This window comes from Lentzea sp. NPDC058450 (genome assembly GCF_042721395.1).
Classification (GTDB): Bacteria; Actinomycetota; Actinomycetes; order Mycobacteriales; family Pseudonocardiaceae; genus Lentzea.
In genome coordinates this window covers 54,494-76,104 of sequence record NZ_JBHXLO010000021.1, presented here as the reverse complement: position 1 = coordinate 76,104, position 21,611 = coordinate 54,494, and the positions used below count along the sequence as shown (strand labels likewise).

Below are 21,611 nucleotides of genomic sequence, written 5' to 3'. Positions count from 1 at the left end.
CCGAGAGGGGTAGCGGCGGTCGTGCGACTTACTTGCCGAGCTCCTGGTTGATCAGCGCGAACAGGTCGTCGTCCGAGGCGTCGTCGAGGCTCGCCGCCGCCTCGCCCTTGCCCGAGTTCCACTGCGAGACCAGCGCCTGGAGCCGGATGGTGATCTTCGTCCGGGTCAGGGTGTCGGGGGTCGCGCCGGCGAGCACGGCCTCCAGCCGGTCCAGCTCGTCGAGCACCGGCACCGTCGCGCCGCCGACCACGAGCTGCGAGTGCAGGAACCGGGCCAGGGGTTCGGCACTGGGGTGGTCGAACACCAGCGTCGCGGGCAGCTTCAGGCCCGTGGCGGAGGTGAGGTTGTTGCGCAGCTCGACCGCCGTGAGCGAGTCGAAGCCGAGCTCCTGGAACGCCCGGTCCTTCGCGACCGCGTCGGCCGAGTCGTGGCCGAGCACCGCCGCGACCTTGCTCCGGACCAGGTCGACCAGCAACGCGTGCTGCTCCGGCTCGGACAGCGCGGCCAGCTCGGCCGTCAGTCCGGACTCGGTCTCGGCGACCTCGTCCTCGGCCAGTGCCGCGACCACCTCGGGCAGGTCGCTGAGCAACGGGCTGGTGCGGGCCATCGTGAACGCGGGCGCGAACTTCTCCCACTCGACGTTCACCACGGTCACCGTCGGCCTGCTGGAGCGGATGGCCTGCTCCAGCGCGCTGAGCGTCAGCGCGGGCGGCATGGCGATCAGGCCGCGCCGGCGCAGGTGCTCCTCGGTGTCCCCGACCGTGGCCATGCCGGCCTCGGCCCACGGACCCCAGGAGACGGAGGTGGCGACCAGGCCACGAGCTCGCCTGGAGGCCACCAGACCGTCGAGGAACGCGCTGGCCGCCGAGTAGGCGGACTGGCCACCACTGCCCCACGTGCCGGCGATCGAGGAGAACACGACGAACGCGTCCAGCTCGCCCAGCAGTTCGTCGAGCAGCACCGCGCCGGACACCTTCGCGGCCAGCACGGCCTCGAACGTCTCCAGGTCGTGGTCGGCGACCGCCTGGTAGTGGTCGGCACCCGCCGCGTGCACGACGGCGTTCGGCGGGAACTCCGTGACGAGGCTGGTGACCGCGTCCCGATCGGACACGTCGCACGCGGCGATCGTGACGCGTGCGCCGAGCCCTTCCAGCTCGGTCTGGAGTTCCGCCGCACCCGGCGCGGAAAGACCGCGACGGGAAGTCAGCACCAGGTGCTCGGCGCCGTTCTCGGCCAGCCAGCGGGCGACCCGGCCGCCCAGCGCGCCGGTACCACCGGTGACGAGCACCGTGCCGCGCGGCGACCAGTCGGACAGCTTGTCCGCGGACGTGGCGTGCATCAGCCTGCGGCCGAACACCCCCGAGGCCCGGACGGCGACCTGGTCCTCGTCGCCCGCCAGCACACCGGCGATCCGGTCGAACGCGCGATCGTCGAGCGTCTCGGGCAGGTCGACCAGGCCACCCCAGCGCTCGGGGTGCTCCAGCGCGACCACGTACCCGGCGCCCCAGATCGTCGACTGGGCCGGGTCCACCAGACCGTCGGACTTGCCGGTCGACACCGCGCCGCGGGTCGCGACCCACAGCGGTGCCTCGACCCCGGCGTCACCCAGGGCCTGCACGGCCAGGACGACGGACGTGACCTCGGTGGACAGTGCGAGCACACCGGCCACCGGCCCGTCGATGACGGCCTTCTCGAACGCCGTGGTCAGCGCGGCCCGGTCGTCCGCCCACGCCACCGGCACGATCTCCACGCCGCGCGCTTCGAGCCCGGCGAGCAGCGGGTGCCCGGTGTCGCCCGGCACGACGGCGAGCCAGCGTCCCTCGGCGCGCACCTTGTTCTGCGGCACCGACTTCCACTCGACGTGGTAGCGCCAGCCGTCCATGGTGGCCTGCTCGTTGTGCTTGCGGCGCCACTGCGCCAGCGCGGGCAGCACCTCGCCGAGCGGCCGGCTCAGGTCGATCCCGGCGTCGAGCGACGCCAGGTCCTCGCTGTCGACCGCAGCCCAGAAGCGGGCGTCGATCTCCGCCACCTCGGCGGACGCCGAGCTGGTCGGCCACGGCTGCGAGTCGAGCCAGAAGTGCTGGTGCTGGAACGGGTACGTGGGCAGGTCGACGCGTCGCACACCGGTGCCCGCGAAGAACCTCTCCCAGTCGACCGCGACGCCCCGCGCGTGGAGCCGGCCGACGGCCTGCACCAGCGTGGTGACCTCAGAACGGTCCTTGCGCTGCCCGGCCACGAGCACCGCGTCGGTGACGCTCTCGGCGCCCATCGCGGTCAGCACGCCGTCCGGGCCCAGCTCCAGGAACGTCCGCACGCCCGACGACTCCAGGGTGGTCAAGGTGTCGGCAAACCGCACCGCGTCCCGCACGTGCCGCACCCAGTACTCGGGGTCCGTCACGTCACCCAGCATCGCGATCTTCGGAGCGTTGAACGTCAGCTTCGACACCACCGCACGGAAGTCGTCCAGCATCGGCTCCATCAACGGCGAGTGGAACGCGTGCGACACGGTGAGGCGCTTGGACTTGCGGTCCGCGAACTGCGCCACGACCTGCTGCACAGCGGTTTCCTCACCAGCCACCACGACGGACGTCGGCCCGTTGATCGCGGCGATCGACACCAGGTCGGACAGATGCGGCGTGACCTCGTCCTCGGTGGCCTGCAACGCCACCATCGCGCCGCCCTCGGGCAGGGCCTGCATCAGCTTGCCCCGCTCCCCCACCAGCTTCGCGGCGTCGGCCAGCGACAGCACCCCGGCCACGTGGGCCGCCGCGATCTCGCCGATCGAGTGGCCGCCCAGGAAGTCCGGCCGCACACCCCACGACTCGACGAGCCGGTAGAGCGCGACCTCCATCGCGAAGATCGCGGGCTGGGTGAACTCGGTGCGGTCCAGCTCGTCGTCCCGGACCTCCACCAGCGCGGCGATCTCGTCGAACGCCCTGGCGTACACCGGGAACGCGTCGTACAGCTCGCGACCCATGCCGGAACGCTGGCTGCCCTGCCCGGTGAAGAGGATCGCGAGCCTGCCCTCGGCCACGACGTCCCCGGTCTCGACGCCGTCGAGCGCGCGGACCAGGCCGTCGGTGTCCTGCGCCACGACCACCGCGCGGTGGCTGAAGCCGGACCTGGTGGTGGCCAGCGAGAACGCGACGTCCGCCGGGTTCGCGCCGGACGCCAGGTGCTCGCGCAGCTGCTGAGCCTGCTCGCGCAACGCCTGCTCGCCGCGGGCCGCGACGATCATCGGGATGACCGGGAGCTCCCGGTCCTTGGCCGGCACCACGACGTCGGTGACGGGTGCCTGCTCGATGATGGCGTGCGCGTTGGTGCCGCTCATGCCGAACGAGGAGATCGCCGCACGGCGCGGGCGACCCGTCTCGGGCCACGCCTTGGCCTGCGTGAGCAGCTCCACGGACCCGGAGGTCCAGTCGATCTGCGGCGACGGCTCGTCCACGTGCAGCGTCTGCGGCGCGAGGCCGTGCTGCAGCGCCAGCACCGTCTTGATGACGCCGGCGACACCGGACGCGGCCTGGGCGTGGCCGATGTTGGACTTCAGCGAACCGAGCAGCAACGGGCGTTCGCGGTCCTGGCCGTAGGTGGACAGGATCGCCTGCGCCTCGATCGGGTCACCGAGCTTGGTGCCGGTGCCGTGCGCCTCGACCAGGTCGACGTCCGAAGTGGACAGACCGGCGGCCGCGAGCGCCTGACGGATCACGCGCTGCTGCGACGGGCCGTTGGGCGCGGTGAGACCGTTGGACGCACCGTCCTGGTTCACCGCGGAACCGCGGATCACCGCGAGCACCTCGTGCCCGTTGCGCTGGGCGTCGGAGAGCCGCTCGACCACGAGCATGCCGACACCTTCACCCCACGCCGTGCCGTCCGCCGCCGCGGCGAAGGACTTGCACGTGCCGTCGACCGAGAGGCCGCGCTGGCGGGAGAAGTCGATGAACGCACCCGGCGTCGACATCATCGACGCACCACCGGCCAGCGCCAGTTCGCACTCACCGGCCCGAAGCGCCTGCACCGCGAGGTGAATCGCCACGAGCGACGCCGAGCAGGCGGTGTCGACCGTGACCGCCGGGCCCTCCAGCCCGAACGTGTAGGACAGGCGGCCGGAGACGACGCTCGCCGCGAGTCCGGTGCCGAGGTAGCCCTCGATGCCGGCCGGCAGCTCGTACGTCTGCATCGCGTAGTCCTGGCCGTTCGTGCCGGTGAAGACACCGGTCCTGCTGCCGCGCAACGACTCGGGGTCGATGCCGGCCCGTTCCATGGCCTCCCACGACGTCTCCAGCAGCATGCGCTGCTGCGGGTCCATCGCCAGCGCCTCACGCGGGTTGATCCCGAAGAACGCCGGGTCGAACTCGCCCGCGTCGTGCAGGAAACCGCCGCGCGTCACGTAGGTCGTGCCCTCGTGGTCGGGGTCCGGGTCGTACAGACCCTCCACGTCCCAGCCGCGGTTGGTCGGGAAGTCCGAGATCGCGTCGCGACCGGACGTGACCAGCTCCCACAGCTGTTCCGGCGTCTCGATGCCGCCGGGCAGCCGCAGGCCCATGCCGACGATGGCGATCGGCTCGTCGAACCCGGCGCGGGTCGCGGTCTGCACGACCACGTCCTCGCGGCCGCCGACCAGCTCCTCGCGCAGGAACGCGCTGAGCGTGGCCAGATTCGGGTAGTCGAACACCAGCGTGGCCGGGAGGCGCAGCCCGGTGACGTCGTTCAGCTTGCCGCGCAGCTCGACCGCGGTCAGCGAGTCGAAACCCAGCTCCCGGAACGCGGTGCCGAGCTCGATCGCGTGCGGCGAGGCGTAGCCGAGGACGTCGGCGACCTCGACCCTCGCCAGGTCGACGAGCACGGACAGCTGCTCGGCCTCGGGCAGCGCGGTGAGCCTGGCCGCGAGCGGCGAGTCGCTCACCGCGGTCTCGGCCGCGGGCTCCAGCGCCTTCGCCACCTCCGGCAGCGACCCGAGCAGCGGGCTCGGCCGTGCGGCGGTGAACGCCGGGGCGAACCGCGCCCAGTCGACGTCGGCGACGACCACGGTGGGCTCGCCGAGACCGACGGCCCGGCGCAGTGCCGGGACGGCGGTCTCCGGGGTCAGGGCGAACAGGCCCCGGCGGCGCAGCGCGTCGCGGCCCTCCTCGGTCATCGCGCCCTCGGCCCACGGGCCCCAGGCGATCGACGTGGCGGGCAGCCCGGCGGCGTGCCGGCGTTCGGCCAGCGCGTCCAGGTAGGCGTCCGACGCGGCGTACGCGCCCTGGCGGCCGGAGCCCCAGACGCCCGCGGTGGACGAGAACAACACGAACGCGTCGACGTCGCCGACCAGTGCGTCCAGGTTCGCCGCGCCCTCGACGCGGGCGGCCATGACGTAGGCCAGTTCGTCGAGATCGGTGTCCGCCACCGGGTTGTCCTGACCGGCGCCCGCCAGGTGCACCACCGCGTTCGGCGGGTACTCGGCGATCACCGCGGCCAGCGCGTCCCGGTCGGTCACGTCGCACGCGACGACCGTGGCGCCCGGCACCTCGCCGCCGCTGCGGCTGAGCACGATCACCTGGTCGGCGCCGGCCTCGGTGAGCCAGCCGGTGAGGTGGCGGCCGATGGCTCCCGTGCCGCCGGTGACGAGCACCGTGCCGCGCGGGGTCCAGTCGGTGCCCGCGCCGGCCGGAGCCGTCACGAGCCTGCGGGCGTAGACGGCCGAGCCGCGCACGGCGACCTGGTCCTCCGTGCCCGCGAGGAGCGCGGCGACCCGGTCCAGCGACCGGCCCTCCACCGTCTCCGGCAGGTCGATCAGGCCGCCCCAGTTCTCGGGGTGTTCCAGCGCGACCACGCGGCCGAGGCCCCAGACCTGGGCGGCCGGCGGGTCGGCGACCGGGTCGGCGGGGCCGGTGGCGACCGCGCCGCGGGTGGCGACCCAGATCTTGGCGTCACCGTGGGACTTCACGAGCTCCAGCACCTCGGCGACGTCGTTGCTCACGACGAGCACGCCGTCGAACGGGCCCTCCGCGACCACGTCGACACCGCGCTCGGCCAGCCCGGCCGCGAGCTCCGAGTCGGTGACCAGCCAGCGGCCGGACGCCGTGGCCGTGCCCGCCTGGACGGACCGCCAGTCGATCCGGTAGCGGCCGCGGTCGTCGGCCTGTGCGACCGGCTCGCTGTCGACCAGCCAGTAGCGGTCCCGCTGGAACGCGTAGGTCGGCAGGTCGACGCGCTGAGCGCCCGACTTGGCGAAGTACGCGGCCCAGTCGACCTTGACACCCCGCACGTGCACGGCGCCGAGCGCCCGCACCAGCGTGGTGACCTCGTCGCGGTCCTTGCGCAGCGCACTGACCAGCACCGCGTCCGTGACGCTGTCGGCGCCCATCGCGGTGAGCACGCCGTCGGGGCCGAGCTCCAGGAAGGTCCTGACACCACGGCCTTCCAGCGTCGTGACCACGTCGGCGAACCGGACCGTGCCGCGCACGTGGCGCACCCAGTACTCGGGGGCGGTCACCTCGCCCGGCATCGGGATCTTCGGAGCGTTGAACGTGAGCTGTCCGACGACCTCGCGGAAGTCGTCCAGCATCGGGTCCATCAACGGCGAGTGGAACGCGTGCGACACGGTGAGCCGCTTGGACTTGCGGTCCGCGAACTGAGCAACGACCTGCTCGACACCGGCCTCGGCACCAGCGATCACGACCGCGTTGGGCCCGTTGATCGCGGCGATCGACACCAGCTCGCTGAGGTGAGGCGTGACCTCGTCCTCGGTGGCCTGCAAGGCGACCATGGCGCCACCGGCCGGCAGAGCCTGCATCAGGCGACCCCGAGCCGCGACCAGCTTGGCCGCGTCCTCCAGCGACAACACCCCGGCCACGTGCGCGGCCGCGATCTCGCCGATCGAGTGCCCGGCCAGGAAGTCCGGCCGCACACCCCACGCCTCGACGGTGCGGAACAACGCGACCTCGATCGCGAACAGCGCGGGCTGCGTGTACTCCGTGCGGTCGAGCGCCTCGGCGTCACCGAACACGACGTCCCGCAACGGCCGGTCCAGCAGACCGTCGAGCTGCGCGCAGACCGCGTCGAACGCGTCCGCGAACACCGGGAACGCCTCGTACAGCTCGCGTCCCATGCCCACGCGCTGGCTGCCCTGTCCGGTGAACAGGAACGCCACCGGCGCGTCGACCAGGGTGCTGACCGAACCGCCCCGGCTCGCCGCCGAGAGGGCCTCGATCGCCGCGTCCCGGTCGGCCGCGTCGACGACCAGCCGGTGCGCCAGGGTGCCGCGGGTGGTGGCCAGCGAGTAGGCCACGTCGAGAGCGTCCACATCGGACTGCTGGAGCAGGTCCGTCAGCCTGGAGGCCTGCTCCGCCAACGCGGCCGCGTTCTTGGCCGAGACGACGAACGGCACGACCGGCGGGGTGACCCGCCCAGCCTGCACGGCCTCGACGACCGGGGCCTGCTCGATGATCGTGTGCGCGTTGGTGCCACTGACACCGAACGACGACACGGCTGCCCGGCGCGGACGGCCGGTCTCCGGCCACGCCACCGGCGAGGTGACCAGCTCGACCGAACCGGTCGACCAGTCGATCGCGGGCGACGGCTCGTCCACGTGCAGGGTCTTCGGCACCTGGCCGTGGCGCATCGCCATGACCATCTTGATGATGCCGCCGACGCCGGCCGCGGCCTGCGTGTGACCGATGTTCGACTTGACCGACCCCAGCAGCAGCGGGGTCTCGCGGTCCTGACCGTAGGTGGCCAGCAGGGCCTGCGCCTCGATCGGGTCGCCCAGGGCCGTGCCCGTGCCGTGCGCCTCGACCACGTCGACGTCCGAAGTGGACAGACCGGCGCCGGCCAGGGCCTTGCGGATCACGCGCTGCTGGGCCGGGCCGTTCGGCGCGGTCAGACCGTTGGACGCGCCGTCCTGGTTGATCGCGGAACCCCGCACCACGGCGAGGACCTGGTGGCCGTTGCGCTGGGCGTCCGACAGCCGCTCCACGAGCAGCATGCCGACACCCTCACCCCAGCCCGTGCCGTCCGCGGCGGCCGCGAACGACTTGCAGCGACCGTCGACCGCGAGACCGCGCTGCCGTGAGAAGTCGATGAACGTGCCCGGCGTGGACATGACCGTCACACCACCGGCCAGGGCAAGGTCGCACTCACCGGCCCGCAGCGACTGCACTGCCATGTGCAGTGCCACCAACGAAGAGGAGCACGCGGTGTCGACCGTGACGGCCGGGCCTTCCAGGCCGAACGTGTAGGAGATCCGGCCCGAGGCGATGGCGGCCGCGTTGCCGGTGCCGAGGTGACCCTCGACGCCCTCCGGGATCTCCTGCAGCAGGCCGATGTAGTCCTGGCCGTTGCTGCCCACGAACACACCGGTCTGGCTGCCGCGCAGCACCGCCGGGTCGACCCCGGCCCGTTCGAAGGCCTCCCACGACGTCTCCAGCAGCAGGCGCTGCTGCGGGTCCATCGCGGTCGCCTCACGCGGCGAGATGCCGAAGAACGTCGGGTCGAACTTGGACGCGTCGTGCAGGAACGCACCCTCGCGGGCGTAGGACGTGCCCTGGTGGTCGGGGTCCGGGTGGTACAGGTTCGCCAGGTCCCAGCCGCGGTCGGTCGGGAAACCGGTGATCGCGTCCTCCCCGGCGGCGACCATCCGCCACAGGTCCTCCGGCGACGCCACGTCACCGGCGTACCGGCAGCTCATCGCCACGATGGCGATCGGCTCGTCGGTGCTCGCCGCGACGGACGAGACCTCGGCGACCTGCGTTGCCGCACCGAGGAGTTCGGTGCGCAGGTGGCCGGCCAGCACGACAGCGTTCGGGTAGTCGAACACCAGCGTCGCCGGCAGCTTCAGGCCCGTCGCGGTGGTCAGCGTGTTGCGCAGCTCGACCGCCGTGAGCGAGTCGAAGCCCAGCTCCTGGAACGCCCGGTCCTTCGCGACCGCGTCGACCGAGGAGTGGCCGAGCACGGAGGAGACCTGCGTGCGAACGAGGTCGACCAGCAGCGTGTTCTGCTCCTGCTCGGAGAGCGCCACCAGGCTGCGGACCAGCTCGGAGTCCGCCTCGGTGCCGGCCTCCTCGGCCAGCGCGGCACGCACCTCCGGCAGGTCGCCGATGAACGGGCTCGGGCGGGCCAGCGTGAACGCGGGCGTGAACTTCTCCCACTCCATGTTCACGACGGTCACGGTCGGCTCGCCGGAGCGGATCGCCCGCTGCAGCGCGGTGAGCGTCATCGCGGGCGGCATCGAGATCAGACCGCGCTTGCGCAGGTGCTCCTCGGTGTCGCCGACCGTGGCCATGCCGGCCTCGGCCCACGGACCCCACGACACGGAGGTCGCGACGAGCCCACGAGCACGGCGCGACTCGGCCAGACCGTCCAGGAACGCGCTGGCCGCCGAGTACGCGGCCTGCCCGCCACTGCCCCAGGTACCGGCGATCGAGGAGAACACGACGAACGCGTCCAGCTCGCCCAGCAGCTCGTCCAGCAACACCGCGCCGGACACCTTGGCGCGCAGCACGTCCTCGAACGTCGGCAGGTCGTGGTCCACCAGGGCCATCGTGTAGTCGGCACCGGCGGCGTGCACCACGGCGTTCGGCGGGAACTCGGTGACGAGGCTGGTGACCGCGTCCCGGTCCGCCGCGTCGCACGCGGCGATCGTGACCCGTGCGCCCAGCTCTTCCAGCTCTGCCTGGAGTTCCGCGGCACCCGGCGCGGCGAGACCGCGACGGGAAGTGAGAACCAGGTGCTCGGCGCCGTTCTCGGCCAGCCAGCGGGCGATCCGGCCACCGAGTGCACCGGTACCACCGGTGACCAGGACCGTGCCGCGCGGCGACCAGTCGGACAGCTTGTCGCCCAGCGGCGCGTGCACGAGCCGGCGGCCGAAGACGCCGGAGGCGCGGACCGCGACCTGGTCCTCCAGTCCGTTGAGGACACTCGCGAGCCGGTCCAGCACTCGCGCGTCGAGCGTCTCGGGCAGGTCGACCAGACCACCCCAGCGGTCGGGGTGCTCCAGGCCGATCACGTAACCGAGGCCCCAGATGCCGGTCTGCGCCGGGTCGACCACGCCGTCGGACCGGCCGGTCGACACCGCGCCGCGCGTCGCGAGCCAGAGCGGCGCCGCGACACCCGCGTCCCCGAGCGCCTGCACGACCTCGACGGACTCGGTGAGGCCGGTGAGAGCCAGGACTCCGTCAAGCTGACCGAGGTTGGCGAACGCCCCGGACAGCGTGGCGCGGTCGGCGCTCGCGACCGTGACGACGTCGGCGCCGCGAGCCGCGAGCCCGGCGGTGATCTCCTCCGCCACCACGCCTTCCGGCACCACCACGGCCCAGCGGCCCGTCAGCGTCGACGAGTCCAGCTCGGTCAGCGGCAGCCAGGAGACGCGGTAGCGCCAGCTGTCGATCTTGTTGGTGGTGCGGCGGGCCTTGCGCCACGACGACAGCGCGGGCAGCACCACGCCCAGCTCGTTCTCGTCCAGCGCGAGGGTGCTGCCGACGAGGCTGAAGTCCTCCCGCTCGACGGCCTCCCAGAACTTGAGCTCGGCCTCGTCCGCGCCACCTTCGAGGGCGGGGAACCCGGTCGACTCCAGCCAGAACCTCTGGCGCTGGAACGCGTAGGTCGGCAGGTCGACGCGTTGCGCGCCGGTGCCGGCGAAGAACGCGTCCCAGTCGACCCGCACACCGGCGGTGTGCAGGGCGCCGAGCGCGGTGGTGACGCCGAGGACCTCGGACCGGTCCTTGCGCAGGGCCGGGATGACCGGCACGTCGGCCATGGCGGCCAGCACGGCGTCCGGGCCCAGCTCGAGGAACGTGCGCACACCCGCGTCGGTGAGGGTCTGCACGGCGTCGGCGAAGCGGACCGCGTTGCGGACGTGGCTGACCCAGTACTCCGGGTCCGTCACCTCGCCCAGCATGGCGATCTGCGGCTCGTTGAAGGTGAGCTGACCGACGACCTCGCGGAAGTCGTCCAGCATCGGGTCCATCAACGGCGAGTGGAACGCGTGCGAGACGGCCAGTCGCTTGGACTTGCGGTCCGGGAACTGCGCGACGACCTGCTCGACGGCGGCTTCCTCACCGGCGACGACCACGGCGTTGGGCCCGTTGATGGCCGCGAGCGACACGACGTCGGTGAGGTGCGGTGTGACCTCGTCCTCGGTGGCCTGCAACGCGACCATCGCACCGCCCTCGGGCAACGCCTGCATCAGGCCAGCCCGGGCACTGATCAACGTGGCCGCGTCCTCCAGAGACAGCACGCCGGAGACGTGAGCCGCCGCGATCTCGCCGATCGAGTGGCCCGCGAGGTAGTCCGGGCGGACACCCCACGACTCGACCAGCCGGTACAACGCCACTTCGAGCGCGAAGATCGCCGGCTGAGTGAACTCCGTGCGGTCGAGCTCCTCGTCCCGCACGTCGACCAGAGCAGCGACCTCGTCAAAAGCCTTGGCGTACACGGGGAACGCGTCGTACAGCTCGCGACCCATGCCGACCCGCTGGCTGCCCTGCCCTGTGAAGAGGAAGGCGAGCTTGCCGTCGGCCGTCGTGCCGAGCCCCTGCCCGGCGGTGATGGCGGTGAGGCCGCGGACCAGGTCGTCGTGGTCGGCGGCGACCACAGCGGCCCGGTGCGGCATCGGGGTGCGCAGCAACGCGGAGTGCGCGACATCGGTCAGCGACCAGGTCGCGTCCACGCCGGCGAGCAGCGCCGCTGCCTGGCCCTTCAGCGCCTCGGCGGACTTCGCCGACAGCACCACGGGAACCATCGGGACGGTCCGGGTCGCCTCGGCGACAACGGCCTGCGTCGCCGGGGCCTGCTCGATGATCATGTGCGCGTTGGTGCCGCTCATGCCGAACGCGGACACCGCCGCACGGCGCGGACGGCCGGTCTCCGGCCAGTCCTGGTTCTCGGTGAGCAGCTCGACCGAACCGGAGGTCCAGTCGATGTGCGGCGACGGCTCGTCGACGTGCAGCGTCTGCGGCATCACGCCGTTCCGCAGCGCCATCACCATCTTGATGACACCGGAGACACCGGCGGCGGCCTGGGTGTGGCCGATGTTGGACTTCAGCGAGCCCAGGTACAGCGGGACGGCGCGGTCCCGGCCGTAGGTGGAGAGCAGCGCCTGCGCCTCGATCGGGTCACCGAGCTTGGTGCCGGTGCCGTGCGCCTCGACCAGGTCGACGTCCGCAGTGGACAGACCCGAGTTGGCCAGTGCCTGGCGGATCACCCGCTGCTGCGACGGACCGTTGGGCGCCGTCAGACCGTTCGACGCACCGTCCTGGTTCACCGCGGAACCGCGGATCACCGCGAGCACCTGGTGGCCGTTGGCCTGCGCGTCGGACAGCCGCTCGACGAGCAGGATGCCGACGCCCTCGCCCCAGCCGGTGCCGTCGGCGGCGGCCGCGAAGGACTTGCAGCGGCCATCAACGGCAAGACCGCGCTGACGCGAGAAGTCGATGAACGCACCCGGCGTCGACATCATCGACGCGCCACCAGCGAGTGCCAGATCGCACTCACCGGCACGCAGTGCCTGCACCGCAAGGTGAATCGCGACGAGCGACGCCGAGCAGGCGGTGTCGACCGTGACGGCCGGACCCTCCAGCCCGAGAGCGTACGAAATGCGACCCGACACGACACTGGCCGCGACACCGGTCCCGAGGTAGCCCTCGATGCCGGGCGGCAGCTCGAACGTCGCCGCCGCGTAGTCCTGACCGTTCGTACCGGTGAACACACCGGTCCTGCTGCCGCGCAACGACTCCGGGTCGATGCCCGCGCGTTCCACGGCCTCCCACGAGGTCTCCAGCAGCATGCGCTGCTGCGGGTCCATCGCCAGGGCCTCGCGCGGGTTGATCCCGAAGAAGCCGGCGTCGAACTCACCAGCCTGGTAGAGGAACCCGCCTTCGCGGGCGTACGAGGTGCCCTCGTGGTCGGGGTCCGGGTCGTACAGGTTCTCCAGGTCCCAGCCGCGGTCGGTGGGCCAGCCACCGACAGCGTCGCTGCCGGTGGACACCAGGCGCCACAGGTCTTCCGGCGTCCAGACGTCGCCGGGCAGACGGCAACCCATGCCCACGATGGCGATCGGCTCGTCGGCCAGCACGCCCTGCGCGGCGACGATGGCGTCGCCGGCCTCGGCGCCGAGCAGCTCGTCACGCAGGTGCGTGGCCAGCGTGGCCATGTTGGGGTAGTCGAACACCAGCGTGGCGGGCAACCGGAGTCCGGTGGCCTCGGCCAGCCTGGTTCGCAGCTCGACGGCGGTCAGCGAGTCGAAGCCCAGGTCGCGGAAGGCGAGGCCGGGTTCGATCGAGTCCGCGGACGCGTAGCCGAGCACGGCCGCGACCTCGGTGAGCACCAGGTCGACCAGGGCGGTCTCCTGCTCGGCGGCGGACATTCCGCGCAGGCGTACGACCAGTTCGGACGCGGCGGCGTCGTCCTCGGTCGCGGGCTTGAGCGCGGCCACGACCTCGGGCAGGTCGCCGAGCAGCGGGCTCGGCCGGGTCGCGGTGAACGCCGGGGCGAACCGCGCCCAGTCGACGTCCGCCACGACGAGCGAGGTCAGCTTCCAGGCCAGGGCGTTGCGCAACGCGGTGAGGGCCGCCGACGGTGCCAGCGGCATGACGCCCTGACGCCGCAGCAGGTCCGCCCACTCGACGTTCGACGTGGCCCACGGGCCCCACGAGATCGACAGCGCGGCGAGGCCACGGGCGCGGCGGGACTCGGCCAGCGCGTCCAGGAACGCGTCACCGGCCGCGTAACCGCACTGCCTGCTCGCGCCCCACACGCCGGAGGTAGACGAGAACAGCACGAACGCGTCCACGTCGCCGACCAGCTCGTCCAGCAGCCGGGCGCCCTCGACGCGGGCCGAACGGACCTCGTCGAGCAGCGCGGCGTCGGTGTCGGCGAGCGCGCTGTCCTGGCCGATGCCGGCCAGGTGCAGCACGGAGTTCGGCGCGAACTTCTCGACCAGCGCGGACATCGCGGCCCGGTCGGTCACGTCGGCGGCGACGATGGTGACCCGGTCACCCAGCTCGGCCTTGAGCTCGGCGGCGCCGGGCGCGTCCTCGCCGCGACGGGACGTGAGCACGAGGTGCTCGGCGCCTTCTGCGGCAAGCCAGCGGGCGACGTGCCCGCCGAGCGTGCCGGTGCCACCGGTGACGAGCACGGTGCCGCGCGGCGCCCACGTGCCGGCCTCGACGGAGGCGTGCTTGAGGCGGCGGACGTAGATCCCGTTCTCGCGGATGGAGACCTGGTCCTCGGTGCCGGTGAGCACGGTGGCGAGCCGGTCGAGCGCCGGTCCGTCCAACGTGTCCGGCACGTCGATCAGGCCGCCCCAGCGGTCGGGGTGCTCCAGCGCGGCGACCCGGCCGAAGCCCCAGACCTGGGCGGCGTCCGGAGTGGACTCCGCGCCGCGGGTAACGCACCACAGCGGTGCGGTCGTCCGCTGCACCAGCAGCAGCGCCGTCTCGACGCCCGCCGCCGACAGAACGCCGTCGAACTCTTCCTCCGGCAGGTCGGCCACGTCGGCGATCGCGACGACGTCGAGACCGCGGTCGGCGAGGCCGGAGGCGATCTCCGCGTCCCCGACGACGAGCCAACGGCCGTAGGCCATGGCGGTGCCGGGGTTGACGGCCTGCTGCCACGCGACGCGGTAGGCCGAGGTGTCCCTGGCCTTCGCGGGCGTGACGTCGAACCAGAACCGTTCCCGCTGGAAGGCGTAGGTGGGCAGGTCGACGCGCTGCGCGCCGGTGCCCTCGTAGAAGGCCGCCCAGTCGACCGCGACACCGCGGTTGTGCAGGACGCCGAGCGCCCGCAGGATCGTCGGCACCTCGTCGCGGTCCTTGCGCAGCGCGCTGACCAGCACCGCGTCCTGGACGCTCTCGGCGCCCATCGCGGTGAGCACGCCGTCCGGTCCCAGCTCCACGAACGTCCGGACGCCCCGGCCTTCCAGGGTGGTCACGGCCTCGGCGAACCGGACCGTGCCGCGGACGTGGCTGACCCAGTACTCCGGGTCCGTCACCTCGCCCAGCATGGCGATCTTCGGCGTGTTGAACGTCAACTTCGAGACCACGGCCCGGAAGTCGTCGAGCATCGGGTCCATCAACGGCGAGTGGAACGCGTGCGAGACCGTGAGCCGCTTGGACTTGCGGTCCGCGAACTGAGCGACGACCTGCTCGACGGCAGCCTCGTCACCCGCGACGACCACGGACGACGGCCCGTTGATCGCGGCCAGCGACACCAGGTCACCCAGGTGTGGCGTGACCTCGTCCTCGGTGGCCTGCAACGCGACCATGGCGCCACCGGTCGGCAGAGCCTGCATCAGGCGGCCACGCGCGGCGACCAGTTGAGCGGCGTCCTCCAGCGACAGCACCCCGGCCACGTGCGCGGCCGCGATCTCACCGATCGAGTGGCCAGCCAGGAAGTCCGGCTTCACACCCCAGGCCTGCAGAGTGCGGAACAACGCCACCTCGACCGCGAAGATCGCGGGCTGCGTGTACCCGGTCTGGTCGAGCGCCTCGGCGTCACCGAACACCACATCGCGCAACGGCCGGTCCAGCAGACCGTCGAGCTGCGCACAAACGGCGTCGAACGCGTCCGCGAACACCGGGAACGCCTCGTACAGCTCGCGCCCCATGCCGAGACGCTGGCTGCCCTGTCCGGTGAAGAGGAAGGCCGTGCGGCCCTCGCCGGGCATGCCGCGCTCACCGCGACCGGCCGCCACGTCGGCGAGGCCGGCGAACAGCTCCTCGTGGTTCCGGGCGACGACGGTCGCGCGGTGCTCCAGCTGGGCGCGGGAGGTGGCGAGCGAGAAGGCGAGGTCGGTCAGGTCGGCACCGTCCACACCGGACTGGAGTCGGGCGGCCTGCGCCCGCAGCGCGGCGGCGGTCCGGCCGGACAGCACGACCGGCACGGCGGGCAGCGGCGTGCGCACAACGGCCGAGGCCTCAGTCGCGGGCGCCTGCTCGATCACGGCGTGCGCGTTGGTGCCGCTGAACCCGAACGACGACACGGCGGCCCGGCGCGGACGCCCGGTCTCCGGCCACTCGACGGGCGAGGTCACCAGCTCGACCGCACCGGCCGACCAGTCGACCTGCGACGACGGCTCGTCCACGTGCAGCGTCTGCGGCACGAGTCCGTGCTGCATGGCCATGACCATCTTGATCACGCCGCCGACGCCGGACGCCGACTGCGTGTGGCCGATGTTGGACTTCAACGAACCCAGCAGTAGCGGACGGTCGCGGTCCTGGCCGTAGGTCGAGAGAATCGCCTGGGCCTCGATCGGGTCACCCAGAGCGGTACCCGTGCCGTGCGCCTCGACGACGTCCACTTCGGACGGTGCGAGGCCCGCGTTGCCGAGGGCGTGCCGGATGACACGCTGCTGCGACGGGCCGTTCGGGGCGGTGAGCCCGTTGGACGCGCCGTCCTGGTTCACCGCGGTGCCGCGGACGACCGCCAGCACCTGGTGGCCGTTGCGCTGCGCGTCGGAGAGCCGCTCGACGAGCAGCATGCCGACGCCCTCGCCCCAGCCGGTGCCGTCGGCCGCGTCGGCGAACGCCTTGCAGCGTCCGTCGACCGCGAGGCCGCGCTGGCGGGAGAAGTCGATGAACGTGCCGGGCGTCGCCATGACCGTGACACCACCGGCGAGCGCCAGGTCGCAGTCACCGGCACGCAGCGCCTGCACGGCGAGGTGCAGCGCCACCAGCGAGGACGAGCAGGCGGTGTCGACCGTGACGGCCGGGCCTTCGAGGCCGAACGTGTAGGACACGCGGCCGGACACGATGCTGGCGGCGTTGCCGGTGCCGAGGTGGCCTTCGAGGCCGTCCGGCACCTCCTCCAGCAGCGCGAGGTAGTCGTGGTTGTTGGTGCCGGCGAACACACCGGTCCGGCTGCCGCGCAACGAGTTCGGGTCGATCCCGGCCCGTTCGAACGCCTCCCACGAGGTCTCCAGCAGCAGGCGCTGCTGCGGGTCCATCGCGGTCGCCTCGCGCGGCGAGATGCCGAAGAACGTCGGGTCGAACATCGGGGCGTCGTGCAGGAAGCCGCCCTCGCGGGCGTAGGAGGTGCCCTGGCGGGTGGGATCGGGGTCGTACAACGCCTCCAGGTCCCAGCCGCGGTCGGTCGGCATGCCCGAGACCGCGTCGGTGCCCGTGGCGACGAGCCGCCACAGGTCCTCCGGCGACGACACGTCACCGGCGTAGCGGCAGCTCATCGCGACGATGGCGATCGGCTCGTCAGCGTGCGAGGAGACCGTGGTGGCAACGGTTTCGGTCTGCGCGCCGAGGAGTTCAGCGTGCAGGAACGCGGCCAGCACCGCCGCGTTCGGGTAGTCGAACACCAGCGTCGCGGGCAGCCGCAGGCCGGTGTCGGCGGTGAGCCGGTTGCGCAGGTCGACGGCGGTCAGCGAGTCGAAGCCCAGCTCGCGGAACGCGCGCCCGGTCTCGATCGCGTCGGCCGACGAGTACGCCAGCACGGCCGCGGTGTGCGTGCGGACCAGCTCGACCACGGCGTCGCGCTGCTCGGACTCGGTGAGCGCGGCGAGCGTGCGCACCAGCTCGGACTCGCCGGTGGGCGCGGGCGTCTCGGCCTCGAGCGCCGCGCGAACCTCGGGCAGGTCGCCGATCAGCGGGCTCGGGCGGGCCATCGTGAACGCGGGCGTGAACTTCGACCAGTCCATGTCCACGACGGTCACGGCCGGTTCGCCGGAGCGGATCGCCCGCTCCAGCGCGGTGATCGCGAGCTCCGGCGCCATCGAGGTCAGACCGCGCTTGCGCAGGTGCTCCTCGGTGTCGCCGACCGTCGCCATGCCGCTCTCGGCCCACGGACCCCACGACACCGACGTCGCCACGAGCCCACGAGCGCGCCGCGACTCCGCCAGGCCGTCCAGGAACGCGCTGGCCGCCGAGTACGCGGCCTGCCCGCCACTGCCCCACGTGCCGGCGATCGACGAGAACACCACGAACGCGTTGACGTCGCCGAGCAGTTCGTCCAGGTGGACGGCGCCGGAGACCTTGCCGCGCAACACCTCGTCGAACTCGGCGAGGCCGTGGTCCTCGATCGCCATCAGGTAGTCGGCACCGGCCGCGTGCACCACGGCGTCCGGCGGATATTCGGCGAGCAGGGCGGCGACCGCGTCGCGATCGGCCACGTCGCACGCGACGATCGAGACCCGCGCGCCGAGTTCTTCCAGCTCCGCCTGGAGTTGGGCCGCGCCGGGCGCGTCCGGGCCCCGGCGGGACGTCAGGACGAGGTGCTCACAGCCAGAACCAGCCAGCCAGCGAGCTACACGCCCACCCAGTGACCCGGTACCACCAGTGACGATGGTCGTGCCGTTCGGCGTCCATTCCGATCCCTCCGAAGTCAGCGGGGCGTGCCCGAGCCTGCGGCCGAAGACACCGGAGCCGCGAACGGCCACCTGGTCCTCGGTTCCAGCGAGAACTGCCGCGAAGCGGTCCATCGCCCGCTTGTCCAACACCTCCGGCAGGTCCACGACGCCGCCCCAGCGGTCGGCGTGCTCCAGACCCACCACGTAGCCGATGCCCCACACCTGGGTCTGCGCCGGGTCGACCACGCCGTCGGACCGGCCGGTCGACACCGCACCGCGGGTCGTGACCCACAGCGGGGCCGTGATCTCCGCGTCGCCCAGGGCCTGCACCACGACGAGCGTCGCGGTCGCGGGCTCCGTGAGGGCCACCAGCGACAGCACCCCGTCGACCGCGCCGACGTCCCGCAGCGCGGCGGCGAGGGTTGCCCGGTCGGCGTCGTACCCGACCCGGACCACCTCGACACCGCGCTCGGTCAGGCCGGCGGCGATCTCGTCGTGACCGGTGCCGAGCACCAGCCACCGTCCCGACGCCGTGGCGGCGCCGAGGTTCGTCAGCGGGAGCCAGGAGACGCGGTAGCGCCACGCGTCGACCTTGTTGCTCGTCCTGCTCTTGCGCCGCCACTCGGCGAGCGCGTCCAGCGCGTCCTGCCCGAGCGACAGCGAGTCGCCCAGCGAGTCCAGGTCGCCGCTCTCCACCGCGGCCCAGAACTCGGAGTCCTCGCCACCGCCGGCGGCGGCCGCGCTCGACGCGCCCACCTCCAGCCAGAAGTGCTCGCGCTGGAACGGGTAGGTCGGCAGGGCCACCGGACGCGCGTCCACGAAGAACGCCGACCAGTCGACCTTCACACCGCGCACGTGCAGTTCGGCGACCGCGCGGACGATCGTGGCGACCTCGTCACGGCCCTTGCGCTGCCCCGCGACCAGCACGGCCTCGGTGACGGAGTCCTGGCCCATGGCGGTCAGCACGCCGTCCGGGCCGATCTCCAGGAACGTGCGCACGCCCTGGGCTTCCAGCGAGGTCACGGCGTCGGCGAACCGCACCGCGTCCCGCACGTGGCGCACCCAGTACTCGGGGTCCGTCACCTCGCCCAACATCGCGATCTTCGGGGCGTGGAACGTCAGCTTCGAGACGATGGCCCGGAAGTCGGCCAGCATCGGCTCCATCAACGGCGAGTGGAACGCGTGCGACACGGAAAGCCGCTTGGACTTCCGATCGGCGAACTGCGCAACCACCTGCTCGACAGCGGCCTCGTCACCCGCGATGACCACGGACGAAGGCCCGTTGATCGCGGCGATCGAGACCAGGTCGGTCAGATGCGGCGTGACCTCGTCCTCGGTGGCCTGCAACGCCACCATCGCCCCGCCCTCGGGCAGCGCCTGCATCAGGCGAGCCCGAGCACTGATCAACGTGGCCGCGTCCTCCAGCGACAACACACCAGCGACGTGCGCAGCAGCGATCTCACCGATCGAATGCCCAGCCAGGAAGTCCGGGCGAACACCCCACGACTCGACGAGCCGGTAAAGGGCGACTTCCAGCGCGAAGATCGCCGGCTGGGTGAACTCCGTGCGGTCCAGTTCCTCGTCCCGCACGTCCACCAGCGCCGCGACCTCGTCAAAGGCCTTGGCGTAGGCGGGGAACGCGGCGTACAGCTCACGGCCCATGCCTGAACGCTGGCTGCCCTGGCCGGTGAACAGGAAGGCCGTGCGGCCCTCGACCGTCCGGCCGGACACGACGTGCTCGGCGCGTTCGCCACCGGCCAGTGCTGCAACACCGGTCTCGACGTCACCGAGGACGACGGCGCGGTGCTCGAACGGGGTGCGGGTGGTGGCCAGCGACCAGCCGACGTCCACCGGGTCACCGGCAACGCCCTGCAGCCGGGAAGCCTGGGCGCGCAACGCTTCCGAGGTACGCGCGGACAGCACCCACGGCAGCACGCCGACGGTCTGCGGCGACTCGCGAACATCCTCTTCGGACTCCGGAGCCTGCTCGATGATCGTGTGCGCGTTGGTGCCGCTGACGCCGAACGACGACACGGCGCCGCGGCGCGGACGGCCGGTCTCCGGCCAGGTCTCCTCCTCGACGAGCAGCTTGACGTCGCCCGCCTCCCAGTCGACCTGCGGGGTCGGCTCGGTGACGTGCAGGGTGCGCGGGGCGACGCCGTGCCGGATGGCCATGACCATCTTGATCACGCCACCGACACCGGCGGCGGCCTGCGAGTGGCCGATGTTGGACTTCAGCGAGCCCAGCAGCAGCGGGCGGTCGCGGTCCTGGCCGTAGGTCGAGAGGATCGCCTGGGCCTCGATCGGGTCACCGAGCCGGGTGCCGGTGCCGTGCGCCTCGACGACGTCCACTTCGGACGGCGTGAGCTTCGCGCCGGAGAGCGCCTGGCGGATGACCCGCTGCTGCGCCGGACCGTTCGGGGCGGTGAGGCCGTTGGACGCACCGTCCTGGTTGATCGCGGAACCCCGCACCACGGCGAGGATCTGGTGGCCGTTGCGCTGGGCGTCGGACAGCCGCTCCAGCAACAGGATGCCGGCGCCCTCGGACCAGCCGGTGCCGTCGGCGGAGGCGGAGAACGCCTTGCAGCGACCGTCGCTCGACAGACCGCCCTGTTTGTCGAACTCGGAGAACACCGACGCGTTCGACATGACCATGACGCCGCCCGCGAGCGCCAGCGAGCACTCGCCGTTGCGCAGCGACTGGGCCGCGAGGTGGATGGCGACCAGCGACGACGAGCACGCCGTGTCGATCGTGACCGCGGGGCCCTCGAAGCCGAGCGTGTAGGCGACCCGGCCGGAGAACACGCTGGGCGTGCTGCCGGTCAGCAGGTGGCCTTCGAGGCCCTCGGGCACCTCCTCGAGACCGGTGCCGTAGCCGGTGGCACTACCACCGACGAACACACCGGTCTGGCTGCCGCGCAACGACCTGGGGTCGATGCCCGCCCGTTCGACGGCCTCCCATGAGGTCTCCAGCAGCAGCCGCTGCTGGGGGTCCATGGCGAGGGCCTCGCGCGGCGAGATGCCGAAGAAGGCCGGGTCGAACTCGGCGGCGTCGTGCAGGAAACCGCCGCCGCTGACGCCGAACGTCAGATCGTCGTCGAGCCAGCCGCGGTCGGCGGGCAGCGCCGAGATGGCGTCGCCCCCGGTGGACACGAGGTGCCACAGGTCTTCCGGCGAGCTCACGCCGCCGGGGTACCGGCAGCTCATCGAGACGATGGCGATGGGTTCGCGTGCGGCAGCCGCGAGTTGCTGGTTCTGCTTTCGCAGGCGGTCGGTCTCCTTCAGAGACGCCCGCAGTGCCGCAACGACCTTGTCGTTGGAGGAGGTGGTCATCATT

1 protein-coding gene is annotated in these 21,611 nt (G+C 72.3%); it reads right to left on the bottom strand.

Annotated features, from left to right (window positions below):
• Window positions 1-28 precede the first annotated feature (28 nt).
• On the bottom strand, window positions 29-21,607 hold the full coding sequence (locus ACFWNN_RS28780) for a type I polyketide synthase (RefSeq protein ID WP_382443057.1): 21,579 nt from the start codon (window positions 21,605-21,607) through the stop codon (window positions 29-31).
• Window positions 21,608-21,611: the final 4 nt, after the last annotated feature.